Here is a 16,846-nt window from a genome sequence, read left to right as displayed (position 1 = left end):
GAGATTGATGATGCGTTGGTTTATTCTTCTGCTATTATTCTTAGGGGCAGTCGTAAATTTTGCAGATAAATCCATCATTGGACTTGCAGCTGCACCAATTATGAAAGAGTTTAATCTTAGTCCTGTGGAGTGGGGACTAGTAGGAAGTAGTTATTACTGGCTTTATCCCGTAACAGGTATCTTTGGAGCAGCACTTGCGGATAAATATGGAACTAAAAAAATACTTGCAGTGGTCATGCTGTCGTGGACAGCTTTACAATTTGGTGTTTTGGCCATTGCTGCTTTACCGATTTTAATCGTTTATCGAGTTTTGTTAGGGGCATTCGAAGGACCGTATAGTCCAATTGCCTATAACCATGCAGATAAGTGGTTTCCGCCGAAACTAAAAGGTTTTGCTAATTCCATGATCGTTGGCGGCGGTACTGTTGGAGCCATGATTGTTGCGCCAATCCTCGTTTCTTTAATTACCATTTTTGGATGGAAGGTCGCATTTGCGATTCTGGGTGCAGTAAGTTTTGTCTGGTTCTTGTTGTTCCAATTCTTCACCAAAGAAAATCCAGTTGAGGTCTATAAGGAAGTACAAAAGAATAAGAAAGCGAAGATTGAGAAACTCAAATTAAAAGATTTCCTATTACTTTTGGCGTCGCCAACTGCCTTATTTACCACGCTTGCTTATTTTTCAACTTATATCCTTGTTGTTTGGTTTTCGGTTTGGCTGCCTATTTATTTAGTAGAATCTATTAAAATGTCTCCGGCGCAAATGGGATATGGCGTAATGGTCATTGGGATTGTTTCTGTGGTCATTTATACAGGTATATCCATGCTATCAGATTATTTATTTAAGAAAAATCAAAATTGGCGTTCATCTAGGGTATTCGTTGTTGGAGGCTCCATGATCGTGGGTGCATTATTGTTTGCGTCTATAATGATTTTCCAAAATCCATTCTGGGTTATTGCGGCATTGTGTATAGCAAAAGGTCTTGCCTATACCATTTTACCAATCGGGCCAACCATTATGATTAATGAAATGCGTGAACGCGGAGGTCTCATGACAAGTATTTTAACATCGTCAGGTAATCTCGCTGGTATTGTTGCCCCGCTTTTAACCGGGTATATTATCAGCTTAGCTGGGGGAGATAAATTGGCAGGCTATAATCTATCTATCTTGTTTATGGCTGGAGCTGTATTTATTTTCGGGTTACTATTTACCATTTTTGTTAAACCTTCTAATTTAAAAGGCAAGGACAAGGATCAAGGATTGGATTATTTAGAAGCGAAATCTTCGTAATGTGTAGAGGAGAGGAAAAACATGAGTGAAAATATTGTGATTGTGAGTGCTGTTCGAACACCAATTGGACGTTATGGCGGTGCATTTAAAGATATCAGTTCAGGCCACTTGGCGAGTATTGCCATTACAGAAGCCGTTAAGCGAGCAAATATAGCTCCAGAACAAGTAGATGAGGTTATTTTCGGAGAGGTTAGACAAACCACCGAATCCTCGAATGTAGCAAGGGTTGCAGCCCTCCGTTCAGGTATTCCTGAAACGGCCCCTGCCTTTACCGTTAATAGATTATGTGCCTCTGGGATGCAGGCTATTGCTTCTGCTGCCCAGCAAATCAGTTCAAATCAGGCTAAAATCGTCGTTGCCGGCGGTACGGAAAGTTTGAGCAATGGCCCCATTTATTTAAGAAATGCACGTTTTGGCGGAGATCGTACGATATTAGTAGATTCCAACGCAGAAGCCGGACAGCAGCCTCAAGAAATATATGGAAGAAACTTAGGGATGGGAATTACCGCAGAAAATGTAGCTGAGAAGTATCAAATTTCAAGAGAGGATCAAGATGCTTTCGCAGTGGAAAGTCAAAGAAAGGCTGCAAAAGCTATAGCTGATGAAAAGTTTAAGGCAGAAATCGTGCCAGTCGAAGTGAAGGAAAGAAAAGGTACACGGATCATTGATACAGATGAGCACCCACGCCCAGACACAACATTGGAAAAACTATCAACCCTAAAGCCGGCTTTTAAGGCAAACGGAACCGTTACGGCAGGGAATGCATGCGGTAGGAATGACGGGGCTTCTGCATTAGTTCTAATGAAAGAAAGTGAGGCAGAACGCCTAGGGGTAAAACCGCTTGCGAAAATCGTGGATTGGACAGCTGTAGGCGTCTCACCTGAAATAATGGGGATTGGTCCGGTTCCGGCTGTTACAAAACTATTAGAACGTACAGGGAAAAAAGTAGAAGATATCGGTCTTTTTGAATTAAACGAAGCTTTTGCTTCTCAGGCTCTGGCTTGTATTCGTGAACTAAAGCTAGATGTAAACAAGGTCAATGTGAACGGGGGCGCTATTGCGCTTGGTCATCCGGTTGGATCAACTGGTGCCCGTATCGTGACAACGCTCATTCATGAAATGATCGACCGTCAAGAGAAATATGGAATCGCCACACTATGTGTTGGTGGCGGCCAAGGCATGGCGATTATGGTTGAGAGGATGTAAGAAAGAGTATTTCAATTTGAAGCTTTGTTGATTTAAGAATAAAAGCCGACTATCCCAAACAGGGTAGTCGGTTTTTTCGCTTGGGGATCTTGAAGGTATTGCTGCATCTACATTATTTTCGGTAAATTTGGGACCACTTCTTTGGGTATATTTGAATCACTGATTTCTTCATGGAGTAAATAATTTTTTCTGAAAAGAAATTTTTTTCTTGTGGCTAAGGTGAGGGAGTTTAAGAAGGAAATTGTTTTATTAGTAACGAAAATAATAGTTTAACGTTTTTAAAGTATAGGTAGAGAAAAACTTTGGTATTAAATTAACCTATGTATAAACCGAGAAATGGAGTCAGATTATGATTAGTGAAGAGAAAAAGAATGTAGTGGAGCGGTGGTTTTTTGAATTTTTTACAAAAGGAGATTTAGGCGTTATAGATGAAGTAACCACAGAGGATTTCATTTATCATGGGTCTAGTGGTGATTCTACTCGTGAGAAGTTAAAGGATTTTATGAGGTGGTATCGCACCTGTTTTCAAGACGATCAATGGGAATTAAACGATTTGATTGAACAAGATAATAAACTAGTTGTAAGGTATACAGGTTACAGCACCTATAAAGGTGGTTGGTTTAATATCCCTTCTACAAATCAAAGGATTAAGGAAACTGGCATCATGATCTATTATTTTGAGGAAAAAAAGGTAAAAGAGCTGTGGTGCGAGTTGTCAGATGCAAATGTGCTGTATCAATTAGATGCACTTCCAAAGGGAACGCATGATACTTTCGAAAATTAATAGCAAAATGAGACATACCTCAGCTATAGGAATGGGAAAGATTTAAGAAACATTTAGAATACTTATCCATTAAATGGAGGAAAATCATTTGAAAACAATAGGTCTAATAGGCGGAATGAGTTGGGAATCTTCCATAGAATATTACCGAATCATCAATGAGGAAGTTAAGCGCCAAATGGGCGGATTACATTCTGCAAAATGCATTTTATACAGCGTTGATTTTGACGAAATCGAACGTTACCAGGCTAGTGGAGAGTGGGGATCCGCGGGATTTGCTATGGCTGAAGCCGCTTTGTCCTTGGAAAAAGCAGGAGCAGATTTCATTGTGATTTGCACTAACACCATGCACAAGGTAATCACTTATATTACTGAAAAAATAAATATACCAATCCTACATATAGCAGATGCAACCGTTAAACAAATACAGAACAAAAAGCTTAATAAAATTGGCTTACTTGGCACGAAATATACGATGGTAGAAGACTTTTATAAATCAAGAATTGAAGCAAATGAAATAACCGTTTTGATACCAGATAAAGAGGAAATCGAACAGATAAATAGTGTGATTTATGAAGAATTATGTGTTGGCTCAATCAACCGAGCTTCGAAAGAATATTTTAAAAAAGTGATCCAAAACTTAGTGGCAAGGGGAGCACAAGGGATTATTTTAGGTTGTACGGAAATTGGTTTGCTCGTGAAACCAGACGATTCTGAAGTTCCGTTGTTTGATACCACTGTCATCCATGCGATTGAATCCGTAAACAAAGCATTGGGTATATGAAAAAAATAGCAATATTTCTGGAAAAATGAGAACAGCTATTTTCACTGCCGTGACCAATGGTTACAAAAAAGGTGATTTCCAAGCTATCGTTGTCGCCGGCGATACTGTCGATTATCTGCCGCCCTGCAGCATTTGCCGACAAGTTTTAGCGGAATTTTGTTCGCCTGACATGCCAGTTTATTTAACAAATGAGAAGAAAGAAATTCTTGAATTGACGTTAAGGGAACTATTACCTTATGCATTCACAGATTTAAAAATGTAATGATAAAACCAGTAAGGGCGGTTCTCCCATATGGAGAGCGCCTTTTATTTTTGGGCTAATTGGCTTGTTTGCTATCACGTTTCTTTTTACGTGATTGAGACTTTCCCTTTGTTTATTTTTCTAATCAATGCAATACTCCCTCTGCAAATTACCAGTTTTAACAAAAGGCTGCCGAATGAGTGATACCAATTCCATCCGTTTTTCCATTTAATTAAGTTCGTTTTCTTTGCCGCTATGGTCTCTATGATTGTTTGCGGTACAACAAAAGGGAAAAGTTTTAAAATCAATCCGGCAGGTTTGCTGTTCAATGTCCACTGATTATAATAAAGCAGCATCAAAGGGTAAAGGATAAAATCAAATGGAAGATGGATTTTATCCTTTGTGAAAATCTTTTTCGGATACTTTAAATATCCTCTCGTTACTAAATATTTATCTAAGAAAAAATTACCAATAAAACTCACAAGATACACAATAACCCAATCCTTAAAAGAACGCTTAACAATAGCGAACGGTAACAAAACCAACCCAGCTACAGTAATCACAACTAAGAAATAATACGGAAAATCATTTCTCCTCATACTAACACCTCCTCATATTATAATTTGTTCAAATACACTTTTTATGTAATGAAGCATGGGGACGGTTCTTTTGCCTCATTTTCTAGTAAAAGTGATGCACGAGAACCGTCCCCGTGCATCAGTTATATTTATATTTATTGTTTTGGCAGGAAATCACCGATTTCATTTGATACTATCGCTGTATCCCATGGATGCCAATAATAGGTATAGCCATCAAAAAGCAAATCATATTTATAGGCAATAGGTTGATCCGTATAAAAGACCATGTTATAAACAGGAGGATCACCTTTATCCATATTCGGCTGGAAATTTGGACTGACCTCACCTTCATTTAAAATTTGAAGAAATTTCTTTATCTCTTCTGGGTTATCTATGTTTACCAATTTTTTTGGCCCTTCCGGCTGGTAAGCAAGATAAATCCCTATTCGGTTCACTTTCTCGCTTGGCATATCTTTATAATGCCATTTATAATCGAAATCTTTTCTTGAATAATAAACACGATACCCATTAATTTCGCGGGAAGATTTAACGGCAATAAATTGTGGAACCCCTTTAATCGCATAAATTTCTGTGCCTCTTTCATGAAACGCTGCATCTCCATCGCGAATTTTATAATTTGGATTCGTGACATTGTCTGCTACCTTGAACTTTACTGTCCCAATTTTATCTCCAAGGTACTCTTCGTCAGCTAAAACACCCGAGTAAATCCCATCGTATTCAATACCATCCCATTTTAAAAAATCAACCCAATCAATTACCGCATGTCCATCAAATGGTGTAGATCTGCAACCTGTTAAGGCAAATAAAATCAAAATAAAGATAGTCCATTTTTTCATAGACAGCACCCCTTTTAAGATTAGACGAATTGATCATTAACTTTGTTTCTAAATGAGGTGTTGAATACAAAAAGAGCGGAGAAAGAAGAGTTTTTTTAAAACGAATTCGCTAAACGAAAAAAATCCCCTTGGCTAAATAGAACCAAGGGGATTTTTTTGAAGAAAATATTGAGATTATTATTTTTTCTTTAATACTCCCTTTTTCATAAGATTAATTAGCGTCCCTTTATTCTTATACCTTTGATAAGCAATTAACCTATTCAAATCTTTAACGGTTAATTCAGTCGGGGCTATTGCCAATTCGAATTCGTCCTTCACTTTATCAATTATAGAAAGGGCATACTCTATTTGTTTGGCGGTTAATTTATATTCATCTTCGCCGGCTGTTTGTTTTTCGCTGACTTTTTCCGCAACAACATTTTCAATAGTTGCTGCATGCTCTTTCAGTTTTGCATTAATTAATGCCTCGACATCCGCTTGGCTGATGGGCGGTTCCTTTGGTTGAGGTGTAGTTTGTGTTGTCTTAAAAAATTTATCAAGGATTCCTTTAATCAATATTTCCACTCCACTTTCATAAGAGTTCTCATATTTATCAATTTTACTAGGATATATCTTCCATTCTATTATGAAATAAGTCCTATCGAAATGACAATACTTTTGTTGAAACATGGGGACGATTCTTGTGCCTTATATTCTAGCAAAAGTGAGGCATGAGAACCGTCCCCATGCATCTTCCCATGCATCTTTTATTTAGGTCAATCGCACTATTTGTAGTATAATGGAGAAAATTGAAAATTTTGGAGCGGTTGTTATGGCGATTACGATTCCTGAGACTATTCGATCATCAGCCACGGCGGGAGAACGGTTATTTTTTCGAACGTTAAAAACTTATCTTCCAGATGATTACATAGTGTACTTCGAGCCTGAGATACAAGGGAAAAGGCCTGATTTTGTGATTATAGGTCCGGACCTCGGTATCGTTGTGCTGGAAGTGAAAGATTACACAAAAAATACACTTTTCCAACTTAATCACGATGAATGGCATATTGTGACGACTTCTGGAGATCAGGCGGTCATTAAAAGTCCGATGAAGCAGGCAAGAGATAATATGTTCCATGTTGTGGATGTCTTGAAAAAAGATAAAAACCTTATTCAATTGGATGGAAAATATAAATTTCAATTAAAATTCCCGTACGGCCATGGGGTTGTTTTTACGAGGATGTTTTCCAAGGATTTTGTACAAGAGGGACTTTACACGGTTATCGAACCTCATCTTTGTTTAACGAGGGATGAAATTGACCCGGATAAAGAAGGATTTTCTGAAGAGATTTTAATGGAAAAGATCCTGAATATGTTTGTCGTCCCGTTTCGCCTAAGGGAACCACTTTCATTAGAGGACATTAATGCGATTCGTTATCATTTATTTCCTGAGGTCCGCATCAGCGCCGAATTTAAGGCGCCAGTCCCATATCAGGATCAACTTTTATTATCGCTGCATGATATTAAAACGATGGATCTTCATCAGGAGAATTTGGCCAAGCAAATTGGTGATAAGAACCGTTTGATTCGCGGGGTTGCCGGGAGCGGGAAAACGATTATTTTAGCAAGTCGGGCGAAAATGTTGTCAAAACAAAACCCTAATTGGAAAATCCTAATTCTCTGTTACAATATTTCGCTGGCTAATGCCATCCAGCAAATGATTACATACATGTTGAATGAACCGGAGGATCTTTTCGATTTTGATCCAAATGTGAAGAATGTGCAAAATCAAAACATCATTGTTCGCAACTTTCATTCTTGGTTAAAGAATGATTTAAAAATCAGGGAGCAGCAGCTACCTGAAATCATTGAAAAAATAGAGCGGAAGGAAGCGATTCTTCCAAACTATGATGCAATTTTGATAGACGAAGGACAGGATTTTGAAGCAGACTGGCTAAAGTTAGTGAGTTTGCTCATCAACGCTGATACTCAATCACTCTTATTAGTAGAAGACAGGGCACAGACCATTTACAAACGCAAACGCTCCTACCTTCAAGACACAGGTTTGAGCTTTCAAGGACGTTCTAAGGTGTTGTCCATCAACTACCGAAATACCCAGCAGATTGTCAAGTTTGCCTGGGATTTCTACCGTGAACATTCCATGTTTAAAAATAAAGTCGTCAATCGTGAATTGGAGGGGGAAATCATTGCCCCACAAAGCACAAAGAGAAAAGGACCAGAGCCGGGCATTTTAAAGGCAGCCAACTTCTTTGATGAAATGAGACTCGTTGCCCGACAGATTAAGAAGTTAAATGAAGATCGAAAAGTACCATTTGATGAAATGTTAATCCTTTATCGGGTGAAACGCACACATCAGTATCCGATTATAGATATTATTAAGCGTTCTTTAACTGAAGTTGATTTGCCGTTTTTCTGGATTACGGAAAATGATGTTTCCAAGCGTTCCTATAAAAAGGACGATGGCAAGGTTAAAATTAGCACTATCGACAGCAGCAAGGGCCTGGATTTTCGTGCCGTTTTTATTGTCAATGTAGATTCGATGCCATTTCCGCTCGAAGAGGATAAGGAGAGGGAGGTTTCGCTCCTTTATATTGGGATGACAAGAGCCAAGGAGTATCTTTGCTTGTCCTATTCGGGAGATTCGGAGTACACGAAATACTTGGGTCAAATCCTCATGTTAAGAAACCAGAAGAGGGATGGAATGGAAAAAGTCAATTAATTTAAGTATGTAAAGGTACGGTTCTTTGGCCTCTTTTTCTAGTGAAAGTGATGCACGAGAACCGTCCCCGTGCATCTTATTCAACCGTTAATTTTTCCACTTCACTAAATCCAGCGGTTTTTTTGAATTTCATATTATGTTTGAAGTTTTGCATGGAATCAGAGCAGTCAATGTGTTCGAAGTTTAATTTGTTTAATGTTCTTTTATCGATTTTTACAGAAAGGATTGTCATCTGCCTTTGATATCCCGTTATGGTATCCAGTATCGTATCAGTAGCGTGGATATAGACAGTATCTAATGGAAGTAGGGCAAACATATCACGGGCGATTCTTAGAACACAGCTGCAGACGTAATCTTGTTGGATATCATAATATTTGCTCTTTGGCATAGGTTTTACAGATAATTTACCGGTTTTGGTTATTGAAAGCTGTTCTTTGGGAACTACTGTATCACTATGAACGTCAAATTCTACTTCCATTACTTTTGGGGTATCGGCTATGAATTCAAAACCGCTTCCAAACTCGGTCAGGTCATCCAATGGGTCAAATTCTTGAATGACTTCGAAGTATGTATCAATATCACCCTCAATGACCTTTGTCGCTATTCTAACGTCTCTTTCCCACGAACGGTATTCTTCGTCATCTTTTTTTCTAGCTTCCATTACTTCTTTTTGCAGCTTTTCTAGCTCTTTCTCTTGTTGGCCAAACAATTTTATCACTAAATTCGGTTTGTAATTATGTAATTTTTCAATTGCAGCATTTTCATGGGGACCCATTTCTCCTTCATTTTTTCGAAAAGGAGGGTTCGCACTCCTTACTTTGATCCAATTAATCGGATCATCAGCTTCCTTATGAATGGAATGTATTCGGTCCAATGTATTTTGATAGGCATCAACCGCAAGAGCCGCTTGTTCTAGTTCATTTAGTCTAGCAGCTTCCTTTTGTCTTGCTTGGATTTCTCTTTGTCTATTATATGCTGGTGTTCTTCTACTTTTTCCACCGCTGGTTGTGTAGTATATTCCTGTATTAGGAATACTTGCAGTCATTCTGGTCCCGCCTCTAGAATTAACACTATATCGTAATCCCTTTACACCAGCGCTTATCCCAATACTTTTAGAACCAACATTCAAACGAACTCCTGGAGCAATCTTGAAACTTTTCCTAAAACCAAAGCCCACAGTAACATTCCTCCTTTTTACAAATTATATCAAAAATGGGTTATGGGGAAAAAGTCCTAACGAAACCACCTAATACATCGTTATTTATTTATTTAATTAATGAATAGAACCTTTGATAAAGCTGAATGTTAATTGCCAGAAACCTCCTATTGATTAGTGATATCTGGCGATTTTTAGCAACTATTTATTAATCTATAAAATAAGGTTTTCAAACTCATGTTGGGTATTTTCATTAGAAAAAGATCTTTCATGGGAATAAAAAAATGTCGCATAAAAAAAATCCCTATAGTTCCATAGAACCCAAGGGATTTTGTCGACCAATGTATTTTTAGATAATTAATTGGAGCCAGAGGGACGTTCCCCTGGCCCCTTCTTTTCCTAAAAATCGCCACCAAAACCTTTTTTCTGGTTTCACTTCTGATCATCCTGATTCATAAAATCGGCGACAGAAGGCGGGATATTGATTCTTTGAATCGCACGTATCCGGATCGTTCCTGGTATTCTGTAAGTGTTAGTTCGGAGCTATAAACGCAATCTTTAACGAACAAATCATATAAATCCTGAGCAATCTTTTCATCATAGATGAGGGCATTGACTTCAAAGTTTAGCCTGAAGCTGCGCATATCGATGTTGGTGGTACCGACAGAGGCTACGTCTTGGTCAACCAATATCGTTTTTGCATGTAAAAAACCATTTTCATATAACAAAATCTTGGCACCATATGATAATAGCTCGCCGGCATAGGCTAAGTTTGCCCAGTACACAAAGGGATGGTCAGGCTTGCTGGGAATCATGATCCGAACATCAACACCGGAAAGTAAGGCGATTTTGCATGCATCCATAAAGCTGCTATCTGGAATAAAATAAGGTGTTTGGATATAGACATTTTTTTGCGCCGACATAATTAGTTTCAAGTACATATTTTTCAGATGTTCGGTCGTGGAGTTCGGACCGCTGGCGATAATCTGGATTGCACTGCTTCCGCATTGCCGCTCCTGATTCATAGAATAGACTTCATGGTTGATCGTTTCTTGGTTCGTAGCCTGCTTCCAATCCAGCACAAATCTCCCTTGAATATGATTAACAGCCTCCCCAAGTATTCGCAGATGAGTATCACGCCAATTTCCGAACTTTTTATCCAGCCCCAAATATTCATTACCAATATTGAATCCGCCAATATAAGCAATCTCGCCATCAATAATACAGATCTTCCGATGGTTTCTTGTATTAATCCGGAAGTTGATTAATTTTAAAAAAGAAGGAAAAAACACTTCCACTTCGCCGCCACACTCGATAAGTTCCTTGAAAAAGGACCGATTCATCCGCCGTGAACCCACTTCATCGTAGAGAACGCGAACACGAACCCCTTCCTTTGCTTTTTTTGTCAGCTCATCCCGTAATTTTTCCGCCAAGGAATCACGCTGAATGATGTAATATTGCAGATTAATCTCGATTTTTGCATTTCGAATATCTTGAAACAACGCAGCAAACTTGTCCTTTCCATGATGAAAAATTGTTACATCATTATCATTAGAAACCAAGGCGTTCGATGACTTCATGTTCATTTTTATAAGATCCCCATACCTTTTAAGCAAAGGGTTATGTAGAAAATCAGAACGGGTTAAGTGGTCAAGCTGTACGTTGACAGCTTCATTTAAAAAACGTCTCTCTTCTTCTGATAGTTTGTAAAAATTCTTTTGCTTTAATTGGCGGCCCAAAAAGATATAGACCAAAAAGCCGAGAATGGGAAGAAAAAATAAGACCAAAAGCCATGCCCAGGTAGAACTGACATCCCGTCTCTCAACAAAAATCACCACTATGGCAAATAATATATTCAAAACAGTAATAAGTGCGATGAGAATAATATTAATATTTTGTAATTCCATTGGTACCTCTCCAGCGCCAAGATCCTTTATTTCAATATATATAATTCTTGCAGCAAAAGCCAAGGAAATACCACAAGGACGGTTCCCATTGCTTATTCTTTCTTAAAAAAGAGCTGGCCGAACCGTCCTCATGATCTATTTAAAACTTTCTAGGGAATTGTTTAACAATGGCAAATGTGATGGTGTCCGCCATTTCTAAAGCTTCCAACTCAATTTTATCAAATACTGCAATACTTTCTTTAAACTTTTGTTGGAGTATTAATACTGCTTCCCTTTCAGTAAGGGCTAGGTGTTCGAAAAACATTTCTTGGAACTCTTTTCTTGATATAAATGGATTGATCCTACTTAGGAATTCGGCAATTTCTGCTCCATTTGCATACCATCTTCTCCGAGCATCTGCCACAGCTCTCTGGTTGTCTGCTTTCGCAGCTGTAACCAGTTCTGCAGCAATGACCAGGTGCTCCCTTATTAGGTTGGCGAACTGTGCTGCTATTTTATTTCCATAGAAAGGCTTTAATAAATTTCCCATATCTGTGGCATTCCGGAGAAGTCGTGCAGTATTCGCGGCTAGATCAGGCAAATTAAAAGCGATGCTATTGATTGTCAATCTTGTCCAATATACGTGTTGTTCCCAAACCATGCGCATGGAACTTTTCAAACGATCTTCCCGTTCACTAATACCATCAGTGTTGAACCATGGATTCATAGTCTCACCCCCAAACACTCAAACTCGGTTTCAGTATATTCCATTTCAAAAAAAGTGCTTGTACATTTTAATGCATGGAATGCATGGGGACGGTTCTTTTGCCTCATTTTCCAGTGAAAGTGATGCACGAGAACCGTCCCCGTGCATCATAAATGTAAAACTTTACTTTTGTTCTGAACAAAAACCTATTATAGTAGTAGATGGAGATAAATATTAATTTATAAAGTGGAAGTCTTATATTTTGTAGGGGCAGATGGGAATTAGCATCTAGAAGTTATTGGAATTTGGAGGCAAATTGAAAATGTTGAATATCCGTAATGTTAAAATGGAAGATCTATCTGAGATAACTATCATTGAAAGCCTGTGTTTTCCAATAGAAGAGGCTGCGACGAAAGAAACGTTTGAAAAGCGGATTCGAGTAATACCAGATAGTTTCTTTGTGGCTGAAAGGAAAGGTGCGATTGTAGGTTTTGTTAATGGACCTGTAATCGAAACACCATTTATTACAGATGACTTATTTCGGGAAATCAAGGCTAATCCACTGACTGGCGGACATCAAAGTGTTCTTGGAATTGCGGTTACCCCGCATTTTCAAACCCGCGGTGTAGCGGCAGCGCTACTTGCCCATATTGAAGAAGCGGCAATTGCCAAAAAACGTGAGACTATCACACTTACTTGTAAAGAAGACTTAATTGGCTTCTATGAAAAATTTGGCTATGTCAACATGGGAGTTTCAAAATCAGAGCACGGCGGTGTAATTTGGTATAATATGGTTAAAATATTATCCATATGATTTAACTCAATTTAGATGGAGAGAATGAAACATGGGGACGGTTCTTTTGCCTCACTTTAGTCGATAAAGTGAGGCGCGAGAACCGTCCCCATGCCTCATTAGCGAAGGAGTGTTGATTATGGCACGCGTTTTGTTTATTAATGGTGGTTCTGAAGGACATGTTAATCCGACTCTTGGAGTTGTGCGGGAGCTTGTTTCGCGTGGAGAAGAGGTAGTATACTTTACAATAGAGGATTTTAGAGAACGTGTTGAGAAGACGGGCGCCACCGTAAGAACGTTTGATGGTGAGAAATTTATAAAAGCTTTTATTTCAGGTGGAAGAAAGTATTTACTCGAAAGAATCAACGGTCTTTTGCGTACATCGGATATCGTGATTCCTAGTGTTCTTGGGCAAATCGAAGGAGAACAGTTTGATTATATCATCCACGATTCCATGTTTGGCTGTGGACGAATACTAGCACAAATACTGAAGCTCCCGGCCGTTAACTCTTGTACTTCTTTTGCACAGACAAAAGCATCATTTGATCAAATGCTGGAACATCTTTCTTTAAATATCCCAACAGAGATTCATGATGAGTATCAGAATCTCACAAAAAAAATAAAAGAAAAATATGATGTGGAGATCCATTCTCCATACGAAGTTTTTTGTAACCCGGCACCACTTACAATCGTTTATACAACAAGGGAGTTTCAACCTTTTGGAGAAACATTTGACCAGTCGTACAAATTTGTAGGTCCATCCATTTCTTCACGACCAATGCAAGAAAACTTCGAACTACCAGCAATTAAGGGAAAAAGCCTAATTTACATTTCACTCGGTACTGTCTTTAACCAAGCAATTGATTTCTATAAGCTTTGTTTTCAGGCATTTGGGAACACTGATCATACTGTTGTCATGTCTATTGGGGAAAAAACACAACTATCCGATTTAGGGGAGATTCCTAAGAACATCATTGTGAAAAATTCCGTTCCACAAACAGAAGTATTGAAATACACGAGGGTTTTCATCACACATGGTGGAATGAACAGTGTCCATGAGGGTCTCTATAACGGGGTTCCACTCATTGTCATCCCGCAAAGCGCGGATCAGCCAATCATCGCAGGGGAAGTTGCCAAACTCGGAGCCGGAATTACACTACAAATGCAAAACCTGACTGCAGATCAATTACATGAAACAGTGGATCAAGTATTAAAACAACCATCTATCCAAAACGCTGCTGTAAACATTGGAGAATCTTTTCAAAAATCCGGTGGATACCACCAAGCTGTGGATGAGATTTTCAAATTTAAAAATTGACGCATGGGGACGGTTCTTTTGCCTCATTTTCTAGAGAAAGTGAGGCACGAGAACCGTCCCCGTGTGTCACTTAGTGAGGTGACTATAGGATGGGTACTAAAGATCAAGTTTCTGTGAGTGGCCATAAAGATTACCAAGCAGAACTGGAGCGCTTAGAGTTTACGAAGGAATATATCCGGACCGTATTGGAAATTTCGAAGGGCAATAAAGAATTTTTCGTAGAAAGTATGAAACAATCTTTTGCCGATCTCAATTCTAAAGATAGCAGTACGAGTTACACGGATCTCCTCGCCAATGCCAGTTTTCTTGAATTAGCGGAAAGTGAATTGAAACGGCTGGAGAGCGTGATTGGCAAACCATATTTTTCAAGGATTGATTTCACGAGTGACATTACGAAAAAAGAAGAAATTTTGTACATCGGCAAGGTGTCACTGTTTGACCGTGTCACACAGCAACCTATTATTGTGGATTGGCGGTCGCCGATTGCGAATGTCTACTATGATGGTCGTCTCGGAGAGGTGTCCTATGACGCCTATGGGGAGACACAAACCGGTTATCTATCTTTAAAGAGGCAATATGACATTGTTGAGGGCTTATTAAAAGAAATCAGTGACATCGATTTAACCACCCACGATGAACTCTTGCAGAAATCCTTGTCAGGTAAAGCGGACAATCGTTTAACAGAAATCGTGGCGACCATTCAAAACGAGCAAAATGAAGTAATCAGGGCATCTCTGAAGCACCCTATTATTGTTCAAGGAGCGGCCGGAAGCGGGAAAACAACGATCGCACTCCATAGAATATCCTACTTTCTCTATTCCTTTGGATTTCAATTTCCTCCAGAAAAATTAATGATTCTCGCGCCAAACCGACTGTTTATTGATTATATTTCTGCCGTCTTACCAGAACTCGGTGTCAACAAAATCAACCAGACTACCTATATCGATTTTATGAGAAGCTGCTTGGGGCAGAAAATAAAACTTTTTTCACCTAACTCCAAGCTGATGAAGCTCCTTGAAAATAACGGGTCCAATAAATCGATGCAATGGGTTTCTAGTTATAAAGGTTCACTTGAATTTAAAGAATTAATCAATCGATATATCAAGGAATTGGAAAGCAATCTTGCCCCAGAAGAGGATTTTGTGATAGAAATTTCCGTGCTCATGAAGGGGAAAAAGCTTAAAAGACTATTTTTAAAAGAATATACGTACTTACCAATCTACAAAAGGCTTGGAAAAATAAAAAACCTTTTAGAAGATGATCTAAAAAGGAAAAAATCCATTATGTTATCGAAATTGAACAAGAAATACGAAGAAGCACTCGAAAAGGTCCTTTATAACTGGAGGCAGGATCCTGAAAAAAGAAAGCAAAAAGTGGTCACTTTAATGGAGCGGAAAGAGCAACGGAAAAAGAGGATCGAGCAGGAGGCAAAAGTCGCTGTAAAAAAATATATGGATGCATTTGTCATGAAAGATATTTTTACCCTGTATAAGGAACTAATGACTTCTCCAGAGTTGCTTCACAAGCATTCCGCAACTCTGACTGAACAAGAATGTAAGGTTCTAAGTAAATATTGTCAGCGTATCTTTGAACGGAGTGCATACGAACTTGAGGATTTAGCCCCGCTATTTTATATGCAGGCAAAGCTAGAAGGCATCGATGAAAAACATAAAATGCGCAGTATTTTCATTGATGAGGCGCAGGATTACAGCTATTTTCAATTTGCTGCTTTAAAAGAAGGCTTTGAAACAGACTTGTTCACCATTGTGGGGGACTTGGCACAAGGCATTCATTCCTATCGCGGCTTGAATAGCTGGACACCTGTACTGAATGAGATTTTCCCAAATGCCAATTATCAAGCCTTGCAAAAAAGCTACCGAACAACCGTCGAAATCATGAACTTGGCAAATGATATCCTGATGTTGATTGATCAGGAATTGCCGAAGGTCGAACCGGTCATTCGTCATGGACAAAAACCGAGCTATAAAAAAATTGATCCTGAGAATTTGGAACAGGTTAAGCTGCAGTTGGAAAAAGATATATCCTCACTCAAAGAGGAAGAGCTGCACTCCATTGCGATTATTGGACGTACCGATAAAGAATGCCAGAGAATACAAGAACTCTTGGAAAATAGCCAACTTCCAATTCAGTTATTAGAAGAAAAACAAGAAATGAAGAAGGGGCATATCGTGATTTTGCCTTCTTATTTATCAAAAGGTCTGGAGTTTGATGCCGTTTTGCTCGTCTGCTTGGAAGAACCATATTCACAAGCTGACCTGGACATCAAATTGTTGTACGTATCGATGACAAGACCGATGCATCGATTGTATCTGTATGGGAGAGACCAGGCAGACTTTTTATTAAATAGGGCGGATTCATTGCATTTTGAAAATTGAAGCATGGGGACGGTTCTTCTGCCTCATTTTCTAGCGAAAATGAGGCACGAGAACCGTCCCCATGTCTCTAAACTGCGAGAAATATTCTGGCAGTTTTTTTGTGTTCTATTTTGAAAGATATTAATTCCATAAAGTGT

14 protein-coding genes and 1 pseudogene are annotated in these 16,846 nt (G+C 38.8%); 9 read left to right on the top strand and 6 right to left on the bottom strand.

Features of this window, described 5'->3' with window-relative positions; all coding sequences use genetic code 11:
* Positions 1 to 10 precede the first annotated feature (10 nt).
* From ACNQGS_RS22065 to ACNQGS_RS22045, 5 genes and pseudogenes are all read left to right on the top strand, one after another.
* The gene (locus ACNQGS_RS22065) at positions 11 to 1,288 is read left to right on the top strand and encodes an MFS transporter (protein WP_491489217.1); all 1,278 of its coding nucleotides are present in this window, start codon (positions 11 to 13) and stop codon (positions 1,286 to 1,288) included.
* A 21-nt stretch (positions 1,289 to 1,309) separates the two neighbouring features.
* On the top strand, positions 1,310 to 2,494 hold the full coding sequence (locus ACNQGS_RS22060) for a thiolase family protein (RefSeq protein WP_491489216.1): 1,185 nt from the start codon (positions 1,310 to 1,312) through the stop codon (positions 2,492 to 2,494).
* 349 nt (positions 2,495 to 2,843) lie between these two features.
* Positions 2,844 to 3,278 carry an ester cyclase gene (locus ACNQGS_RS22055; RefSeq protein WP_491489215.1) on the top strand — a complete coding sequence of 145 codons (435 nt, stop codon included), beginning with the start codon at positions 2,844 to 2,846 and terminating at the stop codon, positions 3,276 to 3,278.
* 88 nt (positions 3,279 to 3,366) lie between these two features.
* The gene (locus ACNQGS_RS22050) at positions 3,367 to 4,059 is read left to right on the top strand and encodes an aspartate/glutamate racemase family protein (protein ID WP_491489214.1); all 693 of its coding nucleotides are present in this window, start codon (positions 3,367 to 3,369) and stop codon (positions 4,057 to 4,059) included.
* Positions 4,060 to 4,087: 28 nt separating this feature from the next.
* Positions 4,088 to 4,321: pseudogene (locus tag ACNQGS_RS22045) on the top strand (cytidine deaminase family protein); the annotation flags it as partial.
* 86 nt (positions 4,322 to 4,407) lie between these two features.
* Here ACNQGS_RS22045 and ACNQGS_RS22040 read toward each other — a convergent pair.
* From ACNQGS_RS22040 to ACNQGS_RS22030, 3 genes are all read right to left on the bottom strand, one after another.
* The gene (locus ACNQGS_RS22040) at positions 4,408 to 4,899 is read right to left on the bottom strand and encodes a CBO0543 family protein (protein ID WP_491489213.1); all 492 of its coding nucleotides are present in this window, start codon (positions 4,897 to 4,899) and stop codon (positions 4,408 to 4,410) included.
* 134 nt (positions 4,900 to 5,033) lie between these two features.
* Entirely contained in the window at positions 5,034 to 5,735 is a 702-nt protein-coding gene (locus ACNQGS_RS22035; protein WP_491489212.1) for a hypothetical protein, read from the bottom strand.
* A 177-nt stretch (positions 5,736 to 5,912) separates the two neighbouring features.
* Positions 5,913 to 6,299 carry an ABC transporter ATP-binding protein gene (locus ACNQGS_RS22030; RefSeq protein ID WP_491489211.1) on the bottom strand — a complete coding sequence of 129 codons (387 nt, stop codon included), beginning with the start codon at positions 6,297 to 6,299 and terminating at the stop codon, positions 5,913 to 5,915.
* Positions 6,300 to 6,546: 247 nt separating this feature from the next.
* Between ACNQGS_RS22030 and ACNQGS_RS22025 the strand changes: the two genes are divergently transcribed.
* Positions 6,547 to 8,454 (top strand): 3'-5' exonuclease, encoded by a 1,908-nt coding sequence (locus tag ACNQGS_RS22025; protein ID WP_491489228.1) that lies wholly within the window; start codon positions 6,547 to 6,549, stop codon positions 8,452 to 8,454.
* 76 nt (positions 8,455 to 8,530) lie between these two features.
* Here the strand turns inward: ACNQGS_RS22025 and ACNQGS_RS22020 are convergent, their stop codons facing one another.
* The 3 genes from ACNQGS_RS22020 to ACNQGS_RS22010 form a co-directional block, all read right to left on the bottom strand.
* Complete coding sequence (locus ACNQGS_RS22020; protein ID WP_491489210.1) at positions 8,531 to 9,631, bottom strand: DUF4236 domain-containing protein; 1,101 nt, start codon at positions 9,629 to 9,631, stop codon at positions 8,531 to 8,533.
* Between the two features lie 431 nt (positions 9,632 to 10,062).
* A complete protein-coding gene (gene cls, locus ACNQGS_RS22015) occupies positions 10,063 to 11,517 on the bottom strand; it encodes a cardiolipin synthase (protein WP_491489227.1) in 1,455 nt (484 codons plus the stop codon).
* Positions 11,518 to 11,656: 139 nt separating this feature from the next.
* A complete protein-coding gene (locus tag ACNQGS_RS22010) occupies positions 11,657 to 12,223 on the bottom strand; it encodes an acetylglutamate kinase (RefSeq protein ID WP_491489209.1) in 567 nt (188 codons plus the stop codon).
* A gap of 301 nt (positions 12,224 to 12,524) precedes the next feature.
* Here ACNQGS_RS22010 and ACNQGS_RS22005 point away from each other — a divergent pair, with 301 nt between their 5' ends.
* From ACNQGS_RS22005 to helD, 3 genes are all read left to right on the top strand, one after another.
* Entirely contained in the window at positions 12,525 to 13,016 is a 492-nt protein-coding gene (locus tag ACNQGS_RS22005; protein ID WP_491489208.1) for a GNAT family N-acetyltransferase, read from the top strand.
* A gap of 118 nt (positions 13,017 to 13,134) precedes the next feature.
* On the top strand, positions 13,135 to 14,313 hold the full coding sequence (locus ACNQGS_RS22000; protein WP_491489207.1) for a macrolide family glycosyltransferase: 1,179 nt from the start codon (positions 13,135 to 13,137) through the stop codon (positions 14,311 to 14,313).
* Positions 14,314 to 14,402: 89 nt separating this feature from the next.
* The gene (gene helD / locus ACNQGS_RS21995; RefSeq protein ID WP_491489206.1) at positions 14,403 to 16,709 is read left to right on the top strand and encodes an RNA polymerase recycling motor HelD; all 2,307 of its coding nucleotides are present in this window, start codon (positions 14,403 to 14,405) and stop codon (positions 16,707 to 16,709) included.
* Positions 16,710 to 16,846: the final 137 nt, after the last annotated feature.

It is taken from the genome of Neobacillus sp. PVCKKU3, from assembly GCF_058323225.1.
Note: the sequence above shows the minus strand (reverse complement) of the source record. Positions and strands in the feature narration are given on the sequence as shown.